Below are 21,266 nucleotides of genomic sequence, written 5' to 3' on the forward strand. Positions count from 1 at the left end.
CAAACTTACGACGCCCGCGGACGTCATTGCAGATGAAGTTGGTACTGGCTGAACTTCCAGCGAGGCTGAAAGCGATGCAGTGAGCGCTACTGTACTCCACCAGGACGAGCCTGGGTAGGGTGCCGGCACACTTGGACAAAGGAGCTGAAAAGTACAAGCCGGTCCGAGTCGGCAAGCTGCGAAACCTCCGGGTGCCACTGAACGGAAGCAACCCACCGCGACGGATCTTCCAGCGCCTCCACCGTGCCGTCGTCGGCGATCGCCGTGACCACCAGGCCTTCCCCTACGCGGGCCACCGCCTGGTGATGCCCGGAGGCGACCTTGATGGTGGAGCCTTCGGGGGAGCCATGGAGTGCAGCGGCCTTGGAGCCGGGGGAGAGCCGGACATCATGCCAAGCCCATTCGCTGGCCCCCGGGTTGCCAGGGCCCAGGCTGCTGTGCGTCACCGAGGTAACGGCCATGTCCTGGGTCAAGGTCCCCCCGTACAGCACATTCAGGAGTTGGTGGCCGCGGCAGATTCCCAAAAGTGGCAGGCCGGCATCAATGGTTGCGCGGGCAACGTCAATGTCCAGGTGGTCCTGCTCCTGGTTCACGTCATAGAGCGCGTCCTCGGGATCCTGGCCATACAGGCGGGGGTCGATGTCGCCGCCGCCGGGCAGCAGCACGCCGTCGAGTCTTTGCATTTCGGCCGCCAATCGGCCGGCACTGTCCGCCGAGACCGGAGTCAGCAGCACCGGCTGCGCGCCGGCCTCGCGCAGCAGTTCCACAATGAAAGTGAAGAGCTGATTGGCTGCACCCACCCTGGCGTCCGGGGTGTCCGAACTGCTGAGCCTGATCGGAACACCGATGCGCGGACGGCCCACTTCTGAACTCTTCATGCTCCATGATGCACCGGGCAACAGCACCGCACGTAAAAGCCGGCGTCATGCCCGGCCGATACTACGCTGAAACCATGAATCGCACCGGACCCCTGAACCCGAGCCCGCGGACACTGGATGTAGAAAGCGTGCTCCACTTCGAGAACCTGGTCACCGGGGGAGCCGGGTCCATGAGCGGCTGGCATGCACAGTCACTGGACCTGAGGGGCCACGCCAAGGAGCTTAAGACCATGGACGCCCAAGGCGCGATCTTCCTGGGATGTACCTTCGACGACGGCGTGGAAGAGAGCCTGCGGCGACGCGGAGCGCTCATCTTCCCCAAGCTGGCCGGTGTGCCTTTCAACCCCTACCGCAACGGCCTGTACACAGCAGCGGAACTCTACCCGGACATCTCCTCCACAGAGTATGAATCCACCCTGGACGCCCGGGTCTACCAGTGGAGCATCATTCCCGGGCAACGGGGAAACCTGGACGCCACCCTCGCCGCTGCCCTGCACGACCACGCAATCGGCGACGCCCTGGACGAACTCCTGGACACCGGGGCCCTCGCCGGGACCAAAGTCGTGGGCGTCATGGGCGGACACGCCGCCCAGCGCGGCACCAGCGAATTCGCCGACGCCGCCCGCCTGGGCCGCCTGCTCGCCCAGGCTGGTTTTGGGGTCGCCACCGGCGGGGGACCCGGGGCCATGGAGGCAGCCAACCTGGGCGCCTACTTGAGCCGGATCCCCGACGCCGATGCTGCGGCCGAGCTCGAAACCCTCGCCGAAGTCCCCGGGTTCAGGCCCTCGGTGACGGCCTGGGCGCGGCTGGCGGCCGCCGTCGTCGAACGCCATCCCGATGGTGCGCCCACGCTGGGCATTCCCACCTGGTTTTACGGACACGAGCCACCAAACCTGTTCGCCACGCACATTGCCAAATACTTTGCCAACGCCGTCCGGGAAGCCATCCTGCTGGAGCTGTGCACCGGAGGGACTGTCTTCCTTCCCGGTGCCGCCGGAACGGTGCAGGAGATTTTCCAGGACGCCTGCGAGAACTACTACGGAGCGCCCCAAACCATCAGTCCCATGGTGTTGGTGGGCCGCGAACACTGGGAGCGGACACTGCCCGCATGGCCCATGCTGCAGAGCCTTGCCGCGGGAAAACCCATGGCGGAGAAGATCTTCCTGGTGGACACCGTGGAGGATGCGCTCGCAGTGGTGGCCGGCGCGGCATGAGGTGCGCCTAGAAGTCCTTGCTGCACGGACCTGAGCCGAGTTGGGCCAGGCCGGTCCTGTCGCCGGCAGCGTATTGCCGCACCCAGGACGCCTGGTCAAACATCAGTTGGCGGGGATCGTCCACGTGGTCAAGGCCCACCAGATGTCCCAGCTCATGCATGATCACCGCTACACCGATCTCCTTCCCCTCGGAGGTGTCCACGATGCCGGCGAACTGCGGCGCGTCAAGGGAAACAGTGCCAGTGACATAGGCCTTGTATCCGTTGCTCAATCCAATCGAGGAGCTCCCACCCAGGCCCACGGTTTGGCCGGTCAGGCGGGGTACTTGCTCCGGCGTGCTCCAGGCGATCAGGACGGGCGCCCACCGGTCACCGTATCTGGCCGGCTGGTACCCCTGCCTGTTGGTGGAGGGGACCTCTGAAGAGGGACCGTCATAGATGAATTTCAAACCCGTGGCCACGCTGGCCTGCCGGATGGCCTCTTCCACCAACAGCTGCCAGGAGGGATCGGCCAGGTCCGAGTTCACCACGTAATGGATGGGCCTGCAGGGGGAATACGCCAAGGGGGTGCCGTCCTCTTTCACGGCGAGGAACTTGTAGGAAGTGCTGGTCCGGTTCACGGGCGCCGGGGTTCCCAGCGGTGCATCTGCCTCTTCCAAACCTGGCACAGGGTCCTGGCGTTGCCCGAACGGAACCAGCCCGGGCCGGGGCGCCTGGCTCTGCGTCGCGGAGGAGCCGTACAGGAACCGCTGGAGGTCGCCGCTGAAATAGGCCCCCGCACATACCAGGCCCAGGATGCCCAGGAAGAACAGGATGGCCGCGATGCTGCTGTGCTTGATGGGAGGTGTCGGCGTGGGCTCCGGCGCGTAGTGATGGAGGCTGTCCAGGGGATCATTTGGGGGATCATTTGAGGGATCATGGGGGCGGCGGGGATCGGGGTCCTGCCACTGGGGCGGCCCGTAAGGTTCCATGGAACCCCCTGACGTCGAGGCTGCGACGGGAGGTGGGGCGCCGCCGTCGGCCGTAATCGCCAGCATAGGGCCGGACGGGCCGGGAGTCCATGGCCAGGGAACGGGCTCTCAGATGTCCTTGCGGCAGGGGGCTGAGGCAAGGAGGTGCAGGCCCGTCAGGTCGCCCGCGGCAAGACCGTCAGGGGCGCCGATCTCGGGATACATCAATTGGACCGGGTCATCAACGTGGTCCAAACCCATGACGTGCCCCAATTCGTGCTGCATGACCGCCAGAACGTAGTCTGCTCCTTCAGGGCTGGCGAGGAGTTCGGAGACCTGGGGTGTGTCCAGCTCCAGGCTGCCCGTGATGTAGCTTTTGGGTCCTTTGTTGAGCGAATACATGGTGCTGCCGCCGGTACCAATGACTTTGTCCGCCAACGCCGGTGCCGCTTCAGGGGTGGTCCACGAAATCAGCAGGGGAGCCCAACGATCGCCGTATTTGGCCGGTTGATAGGGCTCCCGGCGGTCCACCGGCAACTCGTCGGTGGTGCCGTCGTTGATGAACCGGATCCCGGAAGCGGCGGAGACGTTGGCGATCGCCGTCTCCAGCAGGGCATCGGAGCCCTCCGGCGCGGAGGCATTGTTCACCACGTAGTGCAACGGCCGGCAGGGCGAGTACCCCACCGGAGTGCCGTCGTCGTTGGTGGCCAGGAACTTATATGAACTGTTGATGGTGGCGGGCGGCGCCGGCGGGGCCAGCGGGGCGTCCGCCTCCTCCAGCCCGGGAGGCGGGGCGTCTTCCGCGCGTGCGGGCGCGGCCTGCTTTTGCGCGCCCGGCGCTGCTCCAGGGACGCTCAGACCCGGGAAAAGGGCCGTGATCCGTGGGTCGCCATGCAGATAGCCGCTGACCAGCACTGCCACTACAGCGGCAACTGCGGCCATGAGCACACCCCGCAGAATGCGCCACACTGTACCGGCACGCCGGTGTCTGGGCGCACGCGTTTCCCGCTCTGAGTCCACGGTTCTCCATTCCTCACGCCCTGGTCACGCGGGGCAGCGCGGAGGACGAACCAACATTACGGGCTGCGGGGGGAGCCGTCCAAACTAGACGATGGTGGCGCCGAACACCAGGCCCAGCCCGTAGGTGGCGGCAGCTGCTCCCAACCCGATCGCGAGCTGGCGCAGGCCGCGGCTCAGCGGCGAGGTTCCGGACAGCAAGCCCACGACGGCGCCGGTCGCCAGAAGCGCGACGCCCACCAAAGCGCCGGCCACTACCAAGGCGGCGAAGCCGGTCATCCCAAAAATGAAAGGCAGGATGGGAACGATGGCGCCGGAGGCGAAGAAGCAGAAACTGGACATTGCCGCGCCCCACGCCGAGCCAACGGATTCGTGCTCATCGGTGGCAGGCTTCTCAGGCTGCAAGGAAAGGCTGGGATCGCAATCGCAGCTGAACAAGCCCATGCGCTCCGCGGCCCGGTGCTCTGCGGCCTCACGCGTCATTCCGCGGGCTAGGTAGACCAAGACCAACTCGTTGTGCTCGATGTCCAGGGACGGTGCGGCCGTGAGGGTGGCTTGCGTTGGCAACGTAGCGTTGAGCAGTTCGCGCTGGGAGCGGACCGAGACGTATTCCCCGGCGCCCATGGACAACGCGCCAGCCAATAAGCCTGCCACGCCGCTCATCAGCACCACGGGACTGGGCACACCTGTGGCGGCCATGCCCATGACCAGCGAAAGGTTGCTCACCAAACCGTCGTTGGCGCCGAAGACCGCGGCCCGGAAAGTTCCGGAGAGCCTGTTCCGTCCCCGCGTTGCCAGGCCACGGACAACTTCCTCGTGGATCTGCTCGTCAGCCACCATGGCAGGAGTTGCTGCGGGTTCGGTGCCGTAAGGGGAGCGGCCCTCTGCGCGCTGGGCCAGGGCGAGTACGAAGACTGATCCGAAGTTGCGGGCCAGGAAGCCCAGGAACTGGCTCCGGGCAGATGCTGCCTTGGGCATTCCGGCGTGCTCGCCCAGGAGCTTGAGCCAGTGGGCCTCGTGGCGGCCTTCGGCCTCGGCCAGAGCCAGCAGGATTTGGCGCTCTTCTCCATCGCGTCGCTGGGCCAGTTCGCGGTAGACGGCGGCTTCGGCCCGCTCGTCGGCCAGGTACTGCCGCCAGCGGCGGATGTCCGAGGACGTGGGATGCTGCGAGGCGTTGCCGGGGTCTGCTGTTTCGGGGGCGGGGTCCGGAGCGGGGCTCGACGAACCGTGGGATTCCTGGTGCTTTTGCACTTTTTCTCCTGTGCTGGGTGGGGTAGTTGCGGCCCCATTGCACGCCCCACTGTACCGCGTATTTGCGCGGTTTTTTGGCCGGTATTCCTCAATCGGAATGTTCGGCGCACCGTAATTTTGGGCCCTTGACCCTCGCCTGCGCCGGTGCTCAGATGGAAGGACAGGGGCGGGGCCCACCCCGCACACGGTCACCAGGGCTTTGAGCGGCCCGCGAGACGGAGGTTGCACCATGGACACCACCGAATCACACGCCAACCACCCGGAACGGACCACCATTGAGTCCGACCCGGCCTACGATTACGCCGAAGACCAGCCAGTGGACGAACCCTGGGTAGAGGAAGTAGACGCCCCGGAGGACGACGAACGCGTGGTTCCCCTGGACGAGTCTGAAGAATTCCGCGAGGAAGACGAAGAGATCTAGGACGGGTCCTGGTCGGTGAGGGTGTAGTGCTGCTGCGCACCCGCCCGTTGGCCGACGGCGGCAACAGTCACCGTGAGGGTCCTGGTCGGCCCGCACCAGCGGGTGGGCCTGACGGCCCGGGCCAACGCCCCCGCGATCAGGTGCGGTTGGGGATGGCGGAACTTTGCCGTTCCAGCTTTTGCCACGATCGTCACCGTGCCGAGGAAGAGATCGACGGCGGGAATCACCGCGACCGTCGAGGCAACGGGGGCCGTGGGCTTGGAAATTGCCGGGTCTGATGAGTCGGCCGGGGTGGTAGTGCCTTGGTACGGCAAGGGACTTCTCCTTGGGGAGTGCTCTTGCCCGCTCGGTTGTCTCTGGTCCGGGACGGGCCGCTTCCTCATCCGAACCACCCGTGAACATGGGGTTGGTGTGTGGCCAGTCGGAGCTTGGCACCACATCTCTTGAAGCTGGGACAACCTTACCGCACACCACCCACCCCCTCCCTCCCTCCCGTTGTGAGGCCTGCTCTGCGGGCTTTGGCGAGGTTTTGGGGAGCAAAGCGGGCCACGCAACGCCCTCTTCCCTCCCGTTGTGAGGCCTGCTCTGCGGGCTTTGGCGAGGTTTTAGGGAGCAAAGCGGGCCACGCAACGCCCTCTTCCCCGGGGAAAAAACAGCGGCGGCGCTTCCCCGAAAAGGGGAGGCGCCGCCGTCGAACTTTGTTGTTGGGGTATTGCGTGGGGTCCTACTTGTGGCTGCTGACCGGGTGGGCCTCAGGGGGAAGTTCCTCAGAGACGGCCCCGGCAACGCGCTTGTCCCAGGCCTCGCGGACTGCAGGGTCGGTGGGCGGGGTGAGCAGCGAAATCACCACGTAGGCGATGAAGGAGGCGGCGAGACCGTAGTAGATCGGCTCGTTGGCGTAGACGCCGTCCGCACTCGGAATGATACCGGCGGCGAAGAGGATCAGCAGGGCAAGCGTCAGCACCGAGCCCACTGCCATGGACCACGCGGCGGCGATGCCCGTACCGCGCTTCCACACCAGGCCGCCGAGGATTGCCACCAGGAGGCCGCCGACCAGGATGTCGTAAGCGATGGTGAGGGCAACCACCACGTCCTGTGCGGCCATGGAGATCAGTACGGCCACAACACCGAGTCCAAGGACCCAGTAGCGGTTGGCCTTGACATCGTGCTCGGGGTTCTCGCTGTCATCGGTGTTGATGGTCTTGCCGAACCAGCTGGCCACGAACGGAACTACGTCGGCGCGGGCAACCGTTGCCGCTGCAATCAACGCTCCGGAAGCGGTGGACATCATGGCGGCAACAGCTGCTGCCATCACCAGGCCGCCGATACCGACGGGCAGGATGTGCGTTGCAACCTCTGCGTAGACAACGTCCTTGCCGAGGTTTGCGACGTCGATATCCGGGAGCGCTACACGGGCAGCCAGACCGATCAGTGCACCCGCGATGCCGTAGAGGATGCAGTAAACACCGGCGGTGGCGCCGCCCCAGCGTGCAACGGTGGGGGTCTTGGCAGTGAACACACGCTGCCAGATGTCCTGGCCGATCAGCAGGCCCAGGGTGTAGACCACAAAGTACGTGATGATGGTCTGGGTGCCGATGCCGTCGATCTGGAAGAAGCTGTCCTCAAGCCGTGAACGGATGCCATCCATGCCACCGGCTGCGTTCATGACGAACGGGAGCATGAGGAAGAAGATGCCTACGGTCTTGATGATGAACTGCACCTGGTCGGCCAGGGTAATGGACCACATGCCGCCGATGGTGGAGTAGACCAGGACGATCGCGCCGCCGACTGCGATCGCCAGCCAGCGTTCCCAATCGAAGAGGACCACGAAGATGGTGGCGTAGGCACCGGTGGAGGTTGCGCAGAGCATGAGTGTGTAGGCCAGCATGACGATGCCGGAGGTCTGTGTTGCCCTGCTGCCGTAGCGCAGGCTCAGCATCTGGGAGACCGTGTAGATCTTCAGGCGCTGGATGGTGCCGGCGAACAGCAGGCTGAGCAGCAGGACGCCCGAGCCAATGGCTACGACCAGCCACATGCCGGAGATGCCGAACTTGTAGCCGAGGCCTACGCCGCCCACGGTGGATGCGCCACCGAGGACCACTGCGGCCATGGTTCCTGTGTAAAGGAAGGGGCCCAGGCGGCGGCCGGCCACCAGGAAGTCGCTGTTGTTCTTGGTGCGGGACTTGCCCCACCAGCCGAATGCCAGCATGGCGAGCAGGTACACCACCACGATTGCGATGTTAATAGCCGAAGATTCCATGAACGGTCCTTGGAGCTGATGCACGGAGGTTGGGGTTTTCGACGATACTCCTGCGAAGCGTCGAAGTCTCTGTGCTGACGATTGGAGATTGGGGAGGTGTTGTGTGCCTCACAGACAACACTTGTTGCCTATGAGGATATGTTGTGATCGGAGTAACAGTCAAGATGCTTTGGTCATGGTTACGCGGATTCTGGCCCTGTTGGCCCGTCTCCCGGCTACTATTGCTCCAATGACAGGGCCACATGACAGGCCTGAAAGGTTCGTGAATGAAGGCTCTCCCCGTTGAACCGAGCAATGTACCCGTTGCCATCGGTTCCAGAATCCGCGCAGCCCGGCAGGCGCAGCGACTCACCATCGAGCAAGTGGCGGACGCTACCGGGCTGACCAAGGGCTTCCTCAGCCGTGTGGAGCGCGATCTGACATCGCCGTCGGTCGCTTCCCTGGTCACCCTGTGCCAGGTGTTGTCGGTCTCGGTTGGCGACTTGTTCGCCGCCCCGGAAACGCACCTGACCAAGCGCGACGACGGCCCCCGCATCTCCCTGGGTGGCCAAGGCATCGTGGAGCGGTTGCTGACGGCACGTTCGGAGCGCCGCCTCCAGATTCTGCAGGCCACCATCGAACCTCGGGGCCGTGGGGAAAACGAGCTCTACGCCGTGGATTGCGATGTGGATGTCCTGCATGTGGTCAAAGGCCGCATCAAGCTGATTCTGACCAACGAGGAGTACGACCTCGAAGAAGGGGACACGCTCTCCTTCCCCGGCCGTGAACCCCACACGTGGATCAACCCCACGGACGAGACCGTCGAGGTGCTCTGGGTTTTGGTGCCAGCGGCGAGCCGGTAGGTCCCCGAGCCACGGCGCTCCTTCCCGGTTACCCCGAATTTTCGGAGCTGTGGTTCTCCTTGCCCTTGCCACTGCCGGGGGTAGGTTCGATTCAGCTGCTGACGAACCGGGGAGGAACGTCGCGAAGCCTTTTCAAGACTGCCCGGATTTCCGCAATAACCCGGCCCGGTTCGTACCAGATTGCCTCCGGCGGATAGCGAAGGACAGAGAATCCCTTGAGTGTGGACGCGTTGTTCCGGAACAGGTCCCGGCGCAGGGAAGCCCGGTCCGCATGGAAAGCGAAGCCGTCCACCTCCACAATGAGCATTCCTTCGATCAGGAAGTCCACGCGGCCGATGCCTGGGAGTTGCACCTGGGCGTCATAGCCAATCCCGTGGGCTTTGAACAGGTACTGGGCGTCAACTTCCACGATGGATTCGGCCCGCAGATCGAGTTCTTGAAGGATCACCAGAGCCGGCCGCGACTTGTCTGCAGAGAGTTCCTCCCGCAGCAGGGCCAAGGGCACTCCGTGAAGCCGAACAGCCGAAACCGCCATTGCTGCTGCGGCGTTGGGCTCGAGGCATCCGAGCGAGTGAATCACGGCATCCTCCACGCCCGCGACGGGAAGTGTTGGATCGCCGTCGAACCTCACGGTCCGGTGCCGCACGAAACCTGATCCATGGCCGTGGTTACACGCCAAGTGGTGCCGTTCGGGCGGCCTCCTGAGCCACAGGCCGTAGTGGCCGGCGGCGCTCGCGCACGTCACTTTGGCGTTGTTCCGGATCGCCGCGGCAAATTCCGCCCTGCAGTCCTTGAGCATGAAGACGCCACGGCGCGGTTGCCCGGCTCCCTGGGTGGGCAGCCGGGCAACGTCCGTACGAGAGTAGCCTGCGGCCAGGAGTTGCCCGGTCCGGGCCACGCCGCCTACTTTTTGGAGGTACTGGAGAGCATCCATCCAGCAAGTCCACCGGGACTGAGGGGGCCCAGGGAATGCCGGGGTGCCCGTATGTGGGTAACCCGGGAGGCTTTCCGGATTTGTGGTGCGTTCCTTCCCGGTTGCCTCGGGTGGTGGGTGCGTTCCTTCCCGGTTGCCTCGGCGCGGGAGGCCCAAGGCTGATCCCTGGACACGGGAATCCGGGATCCATGCTCCCCGCTCCCGCCAGGAAGTGGGGAGGAACGCGGCGAGGGTGGGAGCGGTCAGCCGACGTGCACCCAAGGCCGGCGGGTGATGTCCGGCTCTGCCTCCCGCAGCACTTCACGGGTCACCGGGGCAATCTCGCCTTCCCCGAAGAACAGGAATTTGCTGAGGTTGGAGATCGGGTTGCCCTCGGTCCAGCGGAAGTAGATGTGCGGCATGAACCCAGTGACGTCGCGGATGTGGAGCAGCACTGCGGCAACGGTATTGGGAACGTTGTTGCTGTGCACTTCAAGGATCTTGAAGCCGTGCCGCGTCTTGCCGACCACCTTAAGTTCCTGTTCGAAGTCCGAACTGTCGTCCACGATCACTTCAAGAAAGACGGCGTCGCAATCGACAGGTAAGTGGCTTGCCTCTTGGGCGTGCTGGAGCTTCTCGCGGTACCGGCTGGCGCTGAGGTGTTTTGGTTCATGGGCGATGATCCGGACCGGCCCTTCGGAAGCGTTGGCGGTGAATTCCAAGGCTTTCTCGTCCATCTTGATGTGGGTTGCCCGGAGTTCGAAAGCGCGCCTCATGCGGGATATGAAGCTGACCACCATGATGCCCAGGATGAAGAGCGCCGCGATTTTCAGGCCGTCGGGACGCTCGATCGAGTTCACCACCGTGGTGTAGACGAAAACCAGGGAGATGATCCCGAAGCCAATGACTTGGCCCCGTTGCTTCTTCCGGCGGGCGGACAGGGTGACAGCGATGGATGCGGACGTGATCAGGACCAGCACGCCTGTGGCGTAGGCGCCGCCCTGGGCGTTGACGTCGGCTTTGAAGATGACGGTGACGATGAACGCGATGACCGTAAACACCAGGACCAATGGGCGCAGCGCCCTGGCCCACGCCGGAGCCATTCCGTAGCGCGGCAGGTAGCGGGGGACCAGGTTCAGCAGTCCGGCCATGGCAGATGCTCCGGCGAACCAGAGGATGGCGATGGTGCTGATGTCGTAAACGGTGCCGAAGCCGTCGCCGAGGAACTTGTGGGCAAGGTAGGCGAGGGCGCGTCCCTCCGCTTTGCCGCCTTCCTGGAATTCGGCTGCCGGGATCAGCATGATCGTGGTGAAGCTGGAAGTGATGAGGAAGGTGCTCATGATGATTGCTGCGGTGGTGAGCAGTTTGTGGGCACCCTTGATCCGCCCTGCGGGGTTTGCTTCGGTGTCTGCAGGGTGGCCCTTGATCTGCGGCATGACGGCCACGCCGGTTTCGAATCCGGAGAGTCCCAGTGCCAGGCGCGGGAAGACCAGGAGGGCCAGCGCAACCATCATGATCGGATCGCCGTGGGACGTGGTGAGGGCGCTCCACCAGTCCGAAATGACGCGTGCCTCAGTAAAGAGGTGGCTGATGGACACGAGGATGACCACCAGGTTCAGGGCCAGGAATGCGGCCACGAGGACTACGGCCACGTTGATGGCTTCCTTGAATCCGCGCAGGAAGACCACACCGAGCCCGGCGATCAAGGCAAGCGTGATGACCACCTGCTGACCTTCCAAAAAGTGCGGGGCGAAGGGGTTCTCGATCAAGTGGGCCGTGGCGTCGGCTGCCGAAAGGGTGATGGTGATCATGAAGTCCGTTGCGGCGAACCCCAGGAGGGCCAGGACGAAGAGCTTGCCGCCCCAGCGGGGGAGGAGCCGCTCCAGCATCGCGATGGAGCCTTCTCCGCGGGGACTTTCCTTAGCCACGCGTCGGTAAACGGGCAGGGCGCCGGCCAGGGTCGCCAACACCAGGAGGAGGGTGGCCAAGGGGGAGAGCAGCCCGGCGGCAAGCGCGGCAATGGCGGGCTGGTAGCCCAGGGTGGAGAAGTAGTCCAGGCCGGTGAGGCACATGACCTTCCACCAGGCTTGCGGCTTATGGGAGTCCGAGGGGCGGCCGTGGGGGCCCTGCCTCTTGCCCGAGGTGTCCGGCATTCCCTCCAGCAGCCAGGGCTTGAGCTGGAAGGAATTCTTCGGCCGGTTGGCCGGATCGGCCGGAGGCCTCGACAAGGTGGTCACTGTGTCCTTTCGTGCAGCACTGTGCTGCTTCCGAAAGGAGCGTATGACCGCTTTCGACGCCGGGACCCCGGTTTTTATGGAATCTTTACGCCTGCTGTGACGGGCATCTCATGACGCCCGCCTTCAAATCAGATGTGTAAACAAGTGATGCATATTAGACAACTTTGAGTGTATGATGGGTGTCACAGTCATCCCAGCTATCCACTAAGGAGTGGCGCATTTTGGAAGAGCTCCGTATTGAGGCCAACGGCAACCTTGGTCCCATCGATTCATCCCGCATCCCGCGTTATGCCGGTGCCGCCACCTATGCCCGCCTGCCCCGCCTGGACCAGGTCTCCAAGGCCGACGTCACTGTTGTTGGCGTCCCCTTCGACTCCGGCGTTTCGTACCGCCCCGGTGCGCGCTTCGGCGCCAACCACGTACGCGAGGCCAGCCGTCTGCTGCGCCCGTACAATCCCGCCTGGGACGTCAGCCCGTTCGAGAACGTCCAGGTCGCCGACGCCGGTGACATGGCCGTCAACCCGTTCAACATCAACGAAGCCATCGAGACCATCCAGCAGAACGCCATGGACCTCACGGCCAACGGCAGCAAGCTGGTCACCCTTGGTGGTGACCACACCATTGCCTTGCCGCTCCTCCGCGCAGCAGCAGAGCGTGCCGGTGAACCCATCGCCATGCTCCACTTCGACGCCCACCTGGACACCTGGGACACCTACTTCGGCGCCGAGTACACACACGGGACACCGTTCCGCCGCGCAGTCGAGGAAGGCATCCTGGACACCGAAGCCATCAGCCACGTGGGTACTCGTGGCCCGCTGTACGGTAAAAAGGACCTCGACGACGACCACCGCTTCGGCTTCGGCATTGTCACCTCCGCTGATGTCTACTACCAGGGTGTCCTGGAGACGGTTGCAAAGATCCGGGACCGCATCGGCAACCGTCCGCTGTACATCTCGGTGGACATCGACGTCCTGGATCCGGCACACGCCCCGGGAACCGGCACCCCTGAAGCCGGTGGCATCACCAGCCGCGAGCTCCTGGAAATCATCCGCGGTTTCCGTGGCATGAACCTCGTTGGCGCGGACGTCGTGGAAGTCGCCCCCGCATACGACCACGCTGAAATCACCGGCGTTGCAGGCAGCCACGTGGCCTATGAACTGGTAACCCTCATGGCGGACAACGCCGTTGAAGGGGATCGCCACGGCGCTCCGAACGGCTATGCACAGCAGGCTCTTGGCGCACGCATTGCAGAAATCGCGCAGGCAACGGGAGCGGCCGGGGATCAGCGATGATCGATTTCGACCCCGGCACGGCAGCCGCTGCTGCAGGTGGGGACGCTGGCACCAATCAGCGCAACGGCGGGGACCTCGTCGTCGAGACCCTCGAGGCGCTGGGCGCGAAGACCGTGTTCGGTATTCCGGGCCAGCACGCGTTGGGTCTTTTCGACGCGATGGGCCGCGGCAACCTGCACTTCGTCTCCTCCCGAGTGGAAAACAACTCCGCATTCGCAGCTGACGGGTACTCCCGCGCCACCGGCGAAGTGGGAGTGCTGTTCCTGTCCACAGGCCCCGGCGCCCTGACCTCCCTTGCCGGTTTGCAGGAGGCTTACGCCACGGGTGTTCCCATGGTGGTTGTGGCCAGCCAGATCCCGCTCGACGGCCTGGGCGCACGCCGCAAAGGCATGCTGCACCAGCTCGATGACCAGAAGGCCTCGGCGGCCAACGTCACCAAGAGCCAGCGGCTGATCCAGCACGCCTCCGGCATTCCGTCGGCCATCCAGGACGCCTGGACCGAAGCGATTTCCTCGCCGCAGGGCCCGGTCTGGATCGAAATTCCGCAGAACGTCCTGCTGGATCCGATCATGGTCCCCCCGGTTGAAGACGCCCTCGCCGAGGCATTCGACAACCCGCCCCGCGTGGAGTTGATCCGCGAGGCCGTGAAGTGGCTTTCGACGGCGGAACGTCCCGCGATCATCGCAGGTGGCGGTACGCGCCGTGGCCGGGCTGAGAAGTCGCTGCTCTCGATCGCCGAGCAGCTTCGCGCCCCGGTCATTTGCACTCCCGGTGGCAACGGTGCGTTCCCGTGGACCCACGAGTTGTCCTTGCAGTCGTGGATCGAAGACCGGTATATGACCGACGTCCTTGAAGACGCCGACGTGCTGATCGTGATCGGCTCATCCCTGGGTGAAGTGACCTCGAACTACTTCACGTTCGAGCCTCGCGGCCGGATCATCCAGATCGACGCCGAGCCGCGGGTCCTCGAATCCAACCGGCCAGGCCTGGGCATTCGTGCCGACGCCGGCCAGGCACTGGCAGCCCTGGACGAAGCCCTCGCAGCAGCAGGGGCTTCGGAGGCAACCAAGCGGGATTGGCATGGCAGCAGCCCGGAAGACGTGGTCAAGGAATCCCTGGCCAAGGTCAAGGCACGCCTGGAATCACAGGACCTGGCCAAGGAACTGAAGTTCATGGCCGACATCCGCGAGGCCGTACCGGCTGACATGCAGACGTTCTGGGACATGACCATCTCCGCGTACTGGGGCTGGAGCTGCTGGGACGCCCGGCAGGGCCAGTTCCACTCCGCACAGGGCGCCGGTGGCCTCGGCTACGGCTTCCCGGCAGCAATCGGCGGTGCCGTGGGGTTGGAAACGACCGGCAAACTCAACGGTTCTTCACGTGTGCTTGCAGTTTCCGGCGACGGTTCCTCCATGTACTCCATCTCCGAACTCGCCACCGCCAAGCAGCACAACGTCCCGGTCACCTGGTTGATCGTGGACGACGGCGGCTACGGCATCCTGCGCGAATACATGGTGGGGGCTTTCGGCCAGGCCACGGCCACCGAGCTTGCCCGCCCGGACTTCGTCAAGCTTGCCGAGTCCTTCGGTGTCCCGGCCCGCCGGGTTGCCCCGGAGGAAGTGGGGGACGCGCTGAAGGCGTCCTTTGCAGCGGACGGACCCAACGTCGTCGTGGTTGAAACGCTTTTGAAGATGTTCGGCCCCACGCATTTGGACGACTAGACACGCAGTTCAGCCAGCCCCCGCACGGTGATCCGTGCGGGGGCTGGCTTTTATCCTGACACTCAGTCGAGTTCGCGCTCGGTGCCCTCCGGTGTGAGTTTCACGGCAACAACCGCCGCAAGCATCGCAGCGATCCAGAACACTGCAATAAGCCACAGGCCACCACCGGTCGCGAGGCTTAGGCCGGCGACGATCATGGGAGTAAAACCGGCACCAATCATCGAGGCACCTTGATACGCCAGCGAAGCGCCCGTGTAACGGTTGCGGGTGGGGAACTGTTCTGCAACGTAGGCAGCAATAGGTCCGTAGAGGAAACCTTGCACGAGGCCATTGCCCAGCACGATGGCGAGGGCAAATGCCCACAGTTCGCCGTTGTTGATGAGCACCAGGATGGGGTAAGCCAGGACGGCGCCCAGCAGCGACGCTCCAATGAGGACACGGCGTCGGCCGATCCTGTCGCTGAGGCGTGCCGAGTAGAAGCAGATAATCAAGGTCAACAGTGCCGCGAACGCCTTGATGTTCAGGATGCCGTTCTTGTCGGCGCCGTTTTCCACGGCAACCGATACACCCCACACGGTAGTCATCGACTGGCACACATAGAACGCTGTGGTTGCGAGCAATCCGAGTACCACGGCGCGGCGGTTGTTCTTGAGGACGTCAAGAAGGGGCACCCGCCGTTTGGCTCCTTCTGCTTCAAGTTTCTGGAAAGCAGGAGTCTCGGAGACTTTGAGGCGAATGACCATGCCGACGGCGATCAGCGCGGCACTGAGCAGGAACGGCACGCGCCAACCCCAGGCCAGGAAGTCCTCGCCGGAGAGCGCTGCGAACAGGGACAACGCGAGCGTGCCCAGGATTGCTCCCGCCGGGCCGCCGGCATTGGCGAAAGCTGCCGCGAATCCACGGTGCTTCTTGGGCGCATGCTCTATGGCCATCAATGCAGCGCCACCCCACTCGCCGCCAACCGCGACGCCCTGAACCAGGCGCAGTGCCACCAGCGCAATGGGCGCGGCAATGCCGATCTGGGCCGTGGTTGGCAACAAACCGATCATCGTGGTCCCGAAACCCATGATGAGCATGGAGAGAACCAGCATCTTCTTTCGGCCCACCCTGTCGCCGAAGTGGCCGAAGATGAGGCCTCCAAGGGGGCGGGCAACATAGCCGACGGCGAGAGTGACAAAGGAGGCGAAGAGCGCGAAGCCAGGACCCAGGTTGGCGAAGAACACCTTGTTGAAAACCAGGCTGGCGGCCGTGGCGTACAGCATGAAGTCGTAGTACTCGATGGCACTGCCGATGAAGCTGGAGGCAAGGATGCGGCGCATGTCCTTGGACTTCATGGAGGCTTGGGGCGTGTCCGTTGCAGTTCCGGGCAGGGTGTCCTGCGGTGATGCTGAGCTCATGTGATTCCTCACGGTGGTTAGGGTTCGCTCATCAGCGCTGACGGGCGAACGGAATGACGTCGAGATCGTTGGGGACGGTGAATGTTCCGGTGAAGTGTTCTACGGCTTCGAGCCAAACTGATGCGGCGGCCGAGCCGGGTACGAGGTGATGCAGGGCGAGGTGCCTGGCGCCTGCGGCTTCGGCCAGTTTCGCTGCCTCGCGCACGCTCGTGTGGGACTTGTAGTGGTGGTCCCGGGCGGCCCGGCTGCCGTCGTCGGTCTTGTCCGCGTACAGCGATTCCACCCAGGCGAAGTCGATAGCCTCATGCAGCAGCAGGTCCGTGTCCTGGGCCAACGTGATCATGTTCTGTGTGTAGGCGGTGTCGCCGGAAATAGTCACGGAGCCCTCGGTGGTCTCAAAGCGGAAGGCAAACGCCGGAGCAACCGGTGGGTGTTCCACCAGGATGGCCGTTACGATCACCAGCTCGTCGCGGTAGACCTCGAACGGTTCCATGTCCGGCGTCGGATTGTTGTTGGGGTGGTACCCGGACCCGGCCGGTACCTGGATATCTTGGGCGTTGAAGATGTCGAGCGGGCTGGGCCTGAGGCTGTCCAGGATGCGGTCATTGAGGTCCGTAGCGTGGGCGGCCATCAATTGCTCGAACATCTGCCGGGTACCTGGCGTCGGATTCTCCGGCGCCAGCGGAAGAGGCTCGACGACGGCGCGTGGCGACACCGGGGGCAACTCGCCCCGGTTGCCCGGCCCAATAATTTTGACCGGGTTTTCGCTCCGATCGGCGAGGGCATACAGTCCGAAAATGCCAAGGCCTGCGAGATCGTAGACGTGGTCCGAGTGCAGGTGCGTGATGAAGAGCGCCCGAAGATCCTTAAGCTCGAGCCCGGATTGGCTGAGCCGGCGTCCGGCACCTTGGCCGAAATCGACCAGGTAGAAGGCGTCTCCCACCACCACGGCCGTGGCGATTCCCGTGCGCTCGCCGGAGTCTGCTGCCGCCCACCAACGCGGGCCGCCGGCCGTACCCAGCGTGATCACGTGTGGTTTCAGGGATGACGTCGTCGTCATTGTTTCTCCTTGCAGTTCTTGGCTTTCTTCAAGTGTGGCCGGGCTCACGTGACTTGTATAATCAATCAATTCAAAGAAGTTCATAAGGAGGACTGATGGCTGAGTTCACGCTGCGCCAGCTCGAGTACTTCGTGGCCGTCCTCGATCACGGATCCCTCACCAAGGCTGCGAGCGAAAGCAATATTTCCCAGGCCGCAGCGTCCATGGCCATTGCCCAATTGGAGAAGAGCCTCGGTCTGGACCTGCTGATCCGGACCCGCGCCAAGCGTGTGGAGCCGACGGCGGCGGGAATCGAGCTGGGGCTGCGGGCGCGCCGGATCCTCAGGGAGACTGCGGACCTGCGGGGCGGTGCGCTCCTGGGATCGCATGAGGAGATGCGCGGACGGGTCTCCATTGGCTGCATGGTGGCCATTTCGCCCCGGGTCATCCCGGAGCTTATTGGCTACTTCGCCGAGAAGTGGCCCGAGGTGGAACTCGACTTTGTGGAGGGCGCGGCCGAAGACCTGCAGAAGGCTGTAGGGGAGGGGGAGCTGGACCTTGCCTTCGTCTACTCCCTGCAAGTGGTGCCCGGCGTCGACGTCGTCAAGGTGGTGGAGTCGCGTCCCCAGTTCATGCTCGCGGCCGGCCACCCCTTGGCGGGAAGTGCGTCGCTCAGCTTTGCGGATCTTGCGGACGAGGACGTCATACTCTTCAACGTGCCGCCGAGCGCCGAACGCGTTACGGCTATGTACCTTGCGGCGGGGATCGAGCCGAGGGTTCGCTGGAAAAGTGTGGTGGCGCAGACCATTCGCGGCGTGGTGGCCAGCGGGAGGGCGATTTCCGTGACCCACGCATGGCCGGGAGTGGCTCCTGTTTATGCCGACGCCAAGGTTGCGCTGGTGCCCATCAAGGATGAGCTTCCCGAGAGTTGGCTTGTTGCCGCCGTCCCTCCTGGAATCAAGCGGGCGCGCCGGGTGGATGAGGTCATAGGAGCCGCGATTCACCTGGCAGGCTGAACCCCGGAGCCATCTTTAGTTTCCCAAAGCAATCAAATTAGGTTATAGTTGCTTTAGGCAAACAAAAAGAGGGGTGTTTTCCATGTCCGTCGGTTCTGCCACAGCAACCGATCTTGTGCATCAAATCTTCGATCTCCAACGCACCCTGCGCTGCGTGGTCACCGCCCACATGGCCCGCGTTCCCGACGTCGGAATGGCAGTTCAGGGCGTCATGCGGTTCATCGGCGAGGGGGAGACCCGCGCTACGCATCTGGCCACGCGCCTGGGCGTCAGCGCCCCGGTCCTCAGCCGGCACGTCACGGAGTTGGAGGATCTGGGGTTCGTGGTCAGGCGGCCGGACCCGGCCGACGGCAGGGCCCAACTCCTTGCCTTGACGCCCGAAGGGGCAGCGAAACTGCGCGAATTTGAAGAACAACGCAGCGTGAGACTGCGGGATTACCTGGCGGATTGGAGCGAGGCTGACGCCCTCGAGGCCTCCCAGGTCATCAACAAACTCACAGAGTCCCTCAAGGACTCAATCCGGGCAACGGCGGCCGGCTCCACCACAACACACCAGACAGCTTAGGAGCCACCATGGCCACACCAGCAGTTCAGAACACCAAGGCGGCGGACGCCTCAGTCAGCACCGCGGCCATCAAAGCCGCAGCACCCATGACCCACCGGCAGATCATGGAAGCCCTCACGGGCCTCCTCGCGGCCTTCTTCACCGCGATCCTCAGCAGCACCATTGTTGCCAACGCGCTGCCCACCATCATGTCCGAGCTCAAGGGCACGCAAACCGATTTTGCCTGGGTCATCACGGCCGCCTTGTTGGCGAACGCGGCCACCACCCCCATCTGGGGCAAGCTCGCGGACCTCTTCGACAAGAAGCTCCTGGTCCAGCTGAGCATCATCATCTTCGTAGCCGGTTCGGTCATGGCCGGCCTCTCGGAAACCATTCCACTCCTGCTGACCGCACGCGTCATCCAGGGTGTTGCCATGGGTGGCCTCACCGCCTTGGCCCAGGCCATCATCGGATCGATGATTCCGCCCCGCGACCGCGGCAAGTATTCCGGTTACATGGGTGCCGTCATGGCCGTGGGTACTGCCGGTGGCCCGCTGCTGGGTGGCTTCATCGTTGACAGCCCCCTCGGCTGGCGCTGGACGTTCTTCGTCTGCGTGCCGCTGGCCGTCGTCGCGCTCATCCTGCTTCAGGTGACCCTTAAGATCGAGCACATCAAGCGTCCTGCCAAGATCGATTGGCTGGGTTCCATCCTGTTGACCTCGGGCGTCAGCCTGCTCCTCATCTGGGTTTCCTTCGCCGGCAACCCTGACTACTACGACTGGTTCTCCTGGCAATCAGCCCTCATGGTGGGTGGCGGTGTAGCGCTGCTGGCCGTCCTGGTGTTCGTGGAGACCAAAGTGGCGCAGCCGATCATCCCGCTCAAGATCATCTCCGAGCGCACCACCGCCCTGGCCATCATTGCCTCCGTTGCTGTCGGTATCGCCATGTTCGGTTCCTCCACCTTCCTGGGCCAGTATTTCCAGGTAGCCCGCGGCGCCACGCCCACCGAAGCCGGCCTGCTGACGCTGCCAATGATTGCCGGAAACCTGATCGGTTCGGTCGCCTCCGGTATCCTGATCAGCCGCTTCGGTAAGTGGAAGAGGTTCCTGATTGCAGGCTCCGTCCTCCTGATCGGCGGCCTCGCGTTCGCCGGAACCATGGACCACACCACTGAACTCTGGATTGTTGCCATCTACACCGGAGTGTTCGGCCTGGGCCTGGGCATGCTGATGCAGAACCTGGTCCTGGCTGTCCAGAACACCGTACAGGCGAAGGATATTGGAACCGCGAGTGCTTCGGTGGCCTTCTTCCGCTCGGTGGGTGGCGCGATCGGCGTATCCGTCCTGGGTGCCATCATGTCCAACCACGTGAAGGACCTGGCCGTTGAGGGCATGGCAGCTGCCGGTATTCCAATCCAGGGCGGCGGCTCCGGAGCCAGCATGGACCTGGCCGACATGCCTGCTCCCATCGCTGACATCATGCGCGCTGCCTATGGTGATGCGACCGCCCAGATCTTCCTGATCTCCGCGATCATCAGCGTCGTGGCCCTTCTGGCAGTGCTGTTCATCAAGGAACGCCCCCTGCGCCGGACCGTGGACGCCGCACCGGAGAAGGAACTCATGGCGACCGCTTCCGGCGATGCCGGGATGTCTCTGGATACCTCCTCCCTGGACGCCGTAAAAGAGGACCGAATGAAAGCGCACGACGACGACGCCGGTACCTTGGGTGCCGGGCAGGGGCTTCCGGTGGGGGAACGGCAGGTTCCGAAAGCCGGACACCCTGCCCCACGCCAGGATTCCGGATCCGACCTCGACCTTGAGTTCGCCCGGATCCTTACCCAGGAACGCCCGCACGCTGCAAGCGACGTCAAGGCGGCAAGTGACGTCAAAGCTGCCAGCGACGTCAAAGACGTGCAGGAGCAGTTGTCCCGCACGCAGTACGTCCTGGCCGAACAGCAACTGCAGCTTAGCCGCGCCAACGTGGAACTGCAGGCGAGGTTGCGGGAACAGCAGGCCATTGCCGAACAGCAGGCCAACACTGCCGAGGAACTTGCCGCCATCCGCAAGGAACTGAAGCGCGAACGCCGGCAGCAGGAGCGCATGGCGCTGCTGCTCCTGCAAGGCGTGGATGCCCGGCCTGACCACGGCAAGCACGCAGGGTGATTCTGAAGTAAATGACTGCCCCGCTCGAAGCAGCGGAAACAAGGCGCCGGTTGGAATTCCAGCCGGCGCCTTGTTGACTCTGCCTCCCGATGTTCCTGCACCGGCGGGAGCAC

The 21,266-nt window shown here is 64.0% G+C and carries 18 protein-coding genes and 1 riboswitch; of the genes, 8 read left to right on the plus strand and 10 right to left on the minus strand.

What is annotated here, in order from left to right; all coding sequences use genetic code 11:
- Nucleotides 1-86: 86 nt before the first annotated feature.
- A complete protein-coding gene (locus LDN85_RS05355; protein ID WP_026543184.1) occupies nt 87-878 on the minus strand; it encodes a gamma-glutamyl-gamma-aminobutyrate hydrolase family protein in 792 nt (263 codons plus the stop codon).
- Nucleotides 879-952: 74 nt separating this feature from the next.
- Here LDN85_RS05355 and LDN85_RS05360 point away from each other — a divergent pair, with 74 nt between their 5' ends.
- Nucleotides 953-2,092: a Rossmann fold nucleotide-binding protein gene (locus LDN85_RS05360; protein WP_223944788.1), complete on the plus strand. Its 1,140-nt coding sequence runs from the start codon at nt 953-955 to the stop codon at nt 2,090-2,092.
- A gap of 7 nt (nt 2,093-2,099) precedes the next feature.
- On the opposite strand, the gene LDN85_RS05365 is transcribed toward LDN85_RS05360, so the two are convergent.
- The 3 genes from LDN85_RS05365 to LDN85_RS05375 all read right to left on the minus strand — a co-directional run bounded on the left by LDN85_RS05365 (nt 2,100) and on the right by LDN85_RS05375 (nt 5,309).
- On the minus strand, nt 2,100-3,062 hold the full coding sequence (locus LDN85_RS05365; RefSeq protein WP_223944789.1) for a matrixin family metalloprotease: 963 nt from the start codon (nt 3,060-3,062) through the stop codon (nt 2,100-2,102).
- Nucleotides 3,063-3,170: 108 nt separating this feature from the next.
- Nucleotides 3,171-4,061, minus strand: coding sequence for a matrixin family metalloprotease (locus LDN85_RS05370; protein WP_223944790.1), 891 nt, complete (start codon nt 4,059-4,061; stop codon nt 3,171-3,173).
- A gap of 84 nt (nt 4,062-4,145) precedes the next feature.
- Nucleotides 4,146-5,309 carry a VIT1/CCC1 transporter family protein gene (locus LDN85_RS05375; RefSeq protein WP_026543180.1) on the minus strand — a complete coding sequence of 388 codons (1,164 nt, stop codon included), beginning with the start codon at nt 5,307-5,309 and terminating at the stop codon, nt 4,146-4,148.
- Between the two features lie 229 nt (nt 5,310-5,538).
- On the opposite strand from LDN85_RS05375, the gene LDN85_RS05380 reads away from it, so the two are divergent.
- Nucleotides 5,539-5,730 carry a hypothetical protein gene (locus LDN85_RS05380; RefSeq protein ID WP_026543179.1) on the plus strand — a complete coding sequence of 64 codons (192 nt, stop codon included), beginning with the start codon at nt 5,539-5,541 and terminating at the stop codon, nt 5,728-5,730.
- Here the strand turns inward: LDN85_RS05380 and LDN85_RS05385 are convergent.
- The gene (locus tag LDN85_RS05385) at nt 5,727-6,044 is read right to left on the minus strand and encodes a hypothetical protein (RefSeq protein WP_026543178.1); all 318 of its coding nucleotides are present in this window, start codon (nt 6,042-6,044) and stop codon (nt 5,727-5,729) included. The genes LDN85_RS05380 and LDN85_RS05385 overlap by 4 nt on opposite strands.
- A gap of 15 nt (nt 6,045-6,059) precedes the next feature.
- Nucleotides 6,060-6,179, minus strand: a riboswitch (SAM riboswitch).
- Nucleotides 6,180-6,454: 275 nt separating this feature from the next.
- Nucleotides 6,455-7,990, minus strand: coding sequence for a sodium:solute symporter (locus LDN85_RS05390; RefSeq protein ID WP_223944791.1), 1,536 nt, complete (start codon nt 7,988-7,990; stop codon nt 6,455-6,457).
- Between the two features lie 266 nt (nt 7,991-8,256).
- On the opposite strand from LDN85_RS05390, the gene LDN85_RS05395 reads away from it, so the two are divergent.
- Nucleotides 8,257-8,832, plus strand: coding sequence for a cupin domain-containing protein (locus tag LDN85_RS05395; RefSeq protein WP_024819844.1), 576 nt, complete (start codon nt 8,257-8,259; stop codon nt 8,830-8,832).
- A 91-nt stretch (nt 8,833-8,923) separates the two neighbouring features.
- On the opposite strand, the gene LDN85_RS05400 is transcribed toward LDN85_RS05395, so the two are convergent.
- The gene (locus tag LDN85_RS05400) at nt 8,924-9,766 is read right to left on the minus strand and encodes a DUF559 domain-containing protein (RefSeq protein WP_223944792.1); all 843 of its coding nucleotides are present in this window, start codon (nt 9,764-9,766) and stop codon (nt 8,924-8,926) included.
- Between the two features lie 242 nt (nt 9,767-10,008).
- Nucleotides 10,009-11,982, minus strand: a complete 1,974-nt coding sequence (locus LDN85_RS05405; RefSeq protein WP_223944793.1) for an APC family permease — start codon at nt 11,980-11,982, stop codon at nt 10,009-10,011.
- A 221-nt stretch (nt 11,983-12,203) separates the two neighbouring features.
- Between LDN85_RS05405 and speB the strand changes: the two genes are divergently transcribed.
- A complete protein-coding gene (gene speB, locus LDN85_RS05410; RefSeq protein WP_026543176.1) occupies nt 12,204-13,274 on the plus strand; it encodes an agmatinase in 1,071 nt (356 codons plus the stop codon).
- Nucleotides 13,271-14,995, plus strand: a complete 1,725-nt coding sequence (locus tag LDN85_RS05415) for a thiamine pyrophosphate-binding protein (protein ID WP_223944794.1) — start codon at nt 13,271-13,273, stop codon at nt 14,993-14,995. Before speB ends, LDN85_RS05415 begins: the two co-directional genes overlap by 4 nt.
- A gap of 62 nt (nt 14,996-15,057) precedes the next feature.
- Here LDN85_RS05415 and LDN85_RS05420 read toward each other — a convergent pair whose 3' ends face one another.
- Complete coding sequence (locus LDN85_RS05420; protein WP_026548084.1) at nt 15,058-16,392, minus strand: MFS transporter; 1,335 nt, start codon at nt 16,390-16,392, stop codon at nt 15,058-15,060.
- A 31-nt stretch (nt 16,393-16,423) separates the two neighbouring features.
- Nucleotides 16,424-17,452, minus strand: coding sequence for an MBL fold metallo-hydrolase (locus LDN85_RS05425; protein WP_223944795.1), 1,029 nt, complete (start codon nt 17,450-17,452; stop codon nt 16,424-16,426).
- 95 nt (nt 17,453-17,547) lie between these two features.
- Between LDN85_RS05425 and LDN85_RS05430 the strand changes: the two genes are divergently transcribed.
- From LDN85_RS05430 to LDN85_RS05440, 3 genes are all read left to right on the plus strand, one after another.
- Nucleotides 17,548-18,447, plus strand: a complete 900-nt coding sequence (locus LDN85_RS05430; protein ID WP_026543172.1) for a LysR family transcriptional regulator — start codon at nt 17,548-17,550, stop codon at nt 18,445-18,447.
- Between the two features lie 82 nt (nt 18,448-18,529).
- A complete protein-coding gene (locus LDN85_RS05435; RefSeq protein ID WP_026543171.1) occupies nt 18,530-19,012 on the plus strand; it encodes a MarR family transcriptional regulator in 483 nt (160 codons plus the stop codon).
- An 8-nt stretch (nt 19,013-19,020) separates the two neighbouring features.
- Nucleotides 19,021-21,153 (plus strand): MFS transporter, encoded by a 2,133-nt coding sequence (locus LDN85_RS05440; RefSeq protein ID WP_223944796.1) that lies wholly within the window; start codon nt 19,021-19,023, stop codon nt 21,151-21,153.
- The last annotated feature ends 113 nt before the right edge of the window (nt 21,154-21,266 follow it).

Source organism: Arthrobacter sp. StoSoilB20, assembly GCF_019977295.1.
Taxonomy (GTDB): Bacteria; Actinomycetota; Actinomycetes; order Actinomycetales; family Micrococcaceae; genus Arthrobacter; species Arthrobacter nicotinovorans_A.

Bases quoted from the DNA above. Each gene is read 5' to 3' on its own strand.
- LDN85_RS05390 (WP_223944791.1), bottom strand. From the start codon at position 7,990: ATGGAATCTTCGGCTATTAACATCGCAATCGTGGTGGTGTACCTGCTC.
- LDN85_RS05430 (WP_026543172.1), top strand. From the start codon at position 17,548: ATGGCTGAGTTCACGCTGCGCCAGCTCGAGTACTTCGTGGCCGTCCTC.
- LDN85_RS05435 (WP_026543171.1), top strand. From the start codon at position 18,530: ATGTCCGTCGGTTCTGCCACAGCAACCGATCTTGTGCATCAAATCTTC.
- LDN85_RS05415 (WP_223944794.1), top strand. From the start codon at position 13,271: ATGATCGATTTCGACCCCGGCACGGCAGCCGCTGCTGCAGGTGGGGAC.
- LDN85_RS05380 (WP_026543179.1), top strand. From the start codon at position 5,539: ATGGACACCACCGAATCACACGCCAACCACCCGGAACGGACCACCATT.
- LDN85_RS05360 (WP_223944788.1), top strand. From the start codon at position 953: ATGAATCGCACCGGACCCCTGAACCCGAGCCCGCGGACACTGGATGTA.
- LDN85_RS05425 (WP_223944795.1), bottom strand. From the start codon at position 17,452: ATGACGACGACGTCATCCCTGAAACCACACGTGATCACGCTGGGTACG.
- LDN85_RS05395 (WP_024819844.1), top strand. From the start codon at position 8,257: ATGAAGGCTCTCCCCGTTGAACCGAGCAATGTACCCGTTGCCATCGGT.
- LDN85_RS05355 (WP_026543184.1), bottom strand. From the start codon at position 878: ATGAAGAGTTCAGAAGTGGGCCGTCCGCGCATCGGTGTTCCGATCAGG.
- LDN85_RS05420 (WP_026548084.1), bottom strand. From the start codon at position 16,392: ATGAGCTCAGCATCACCGCAGGACACCCTGCCCGGAACTGCAACGGAC.
- LDN85_RS05400 (WP_223944792.1), bottom strand. From the start codon at position 9,766: ATGGATGCTCTCCAGTACCTCCAAAAAGTAGGCGGCGTGGCCCGGACC.
- LDN85_RS05440 (WP_223944796.1), top strand. From the start codon at position 19,021: ATGGCCACACCAGCAGTTCAGAACACCAAGGCGGCGGACGCCTCAGTC.
- LDN85_RS05365 (WP_223944789.1), bottom strand. From the start codon at position 3,062: ATGGAACCTTACGGGCCGCCCCAGTGGCAGGACCCCGATCCCCGCCGC.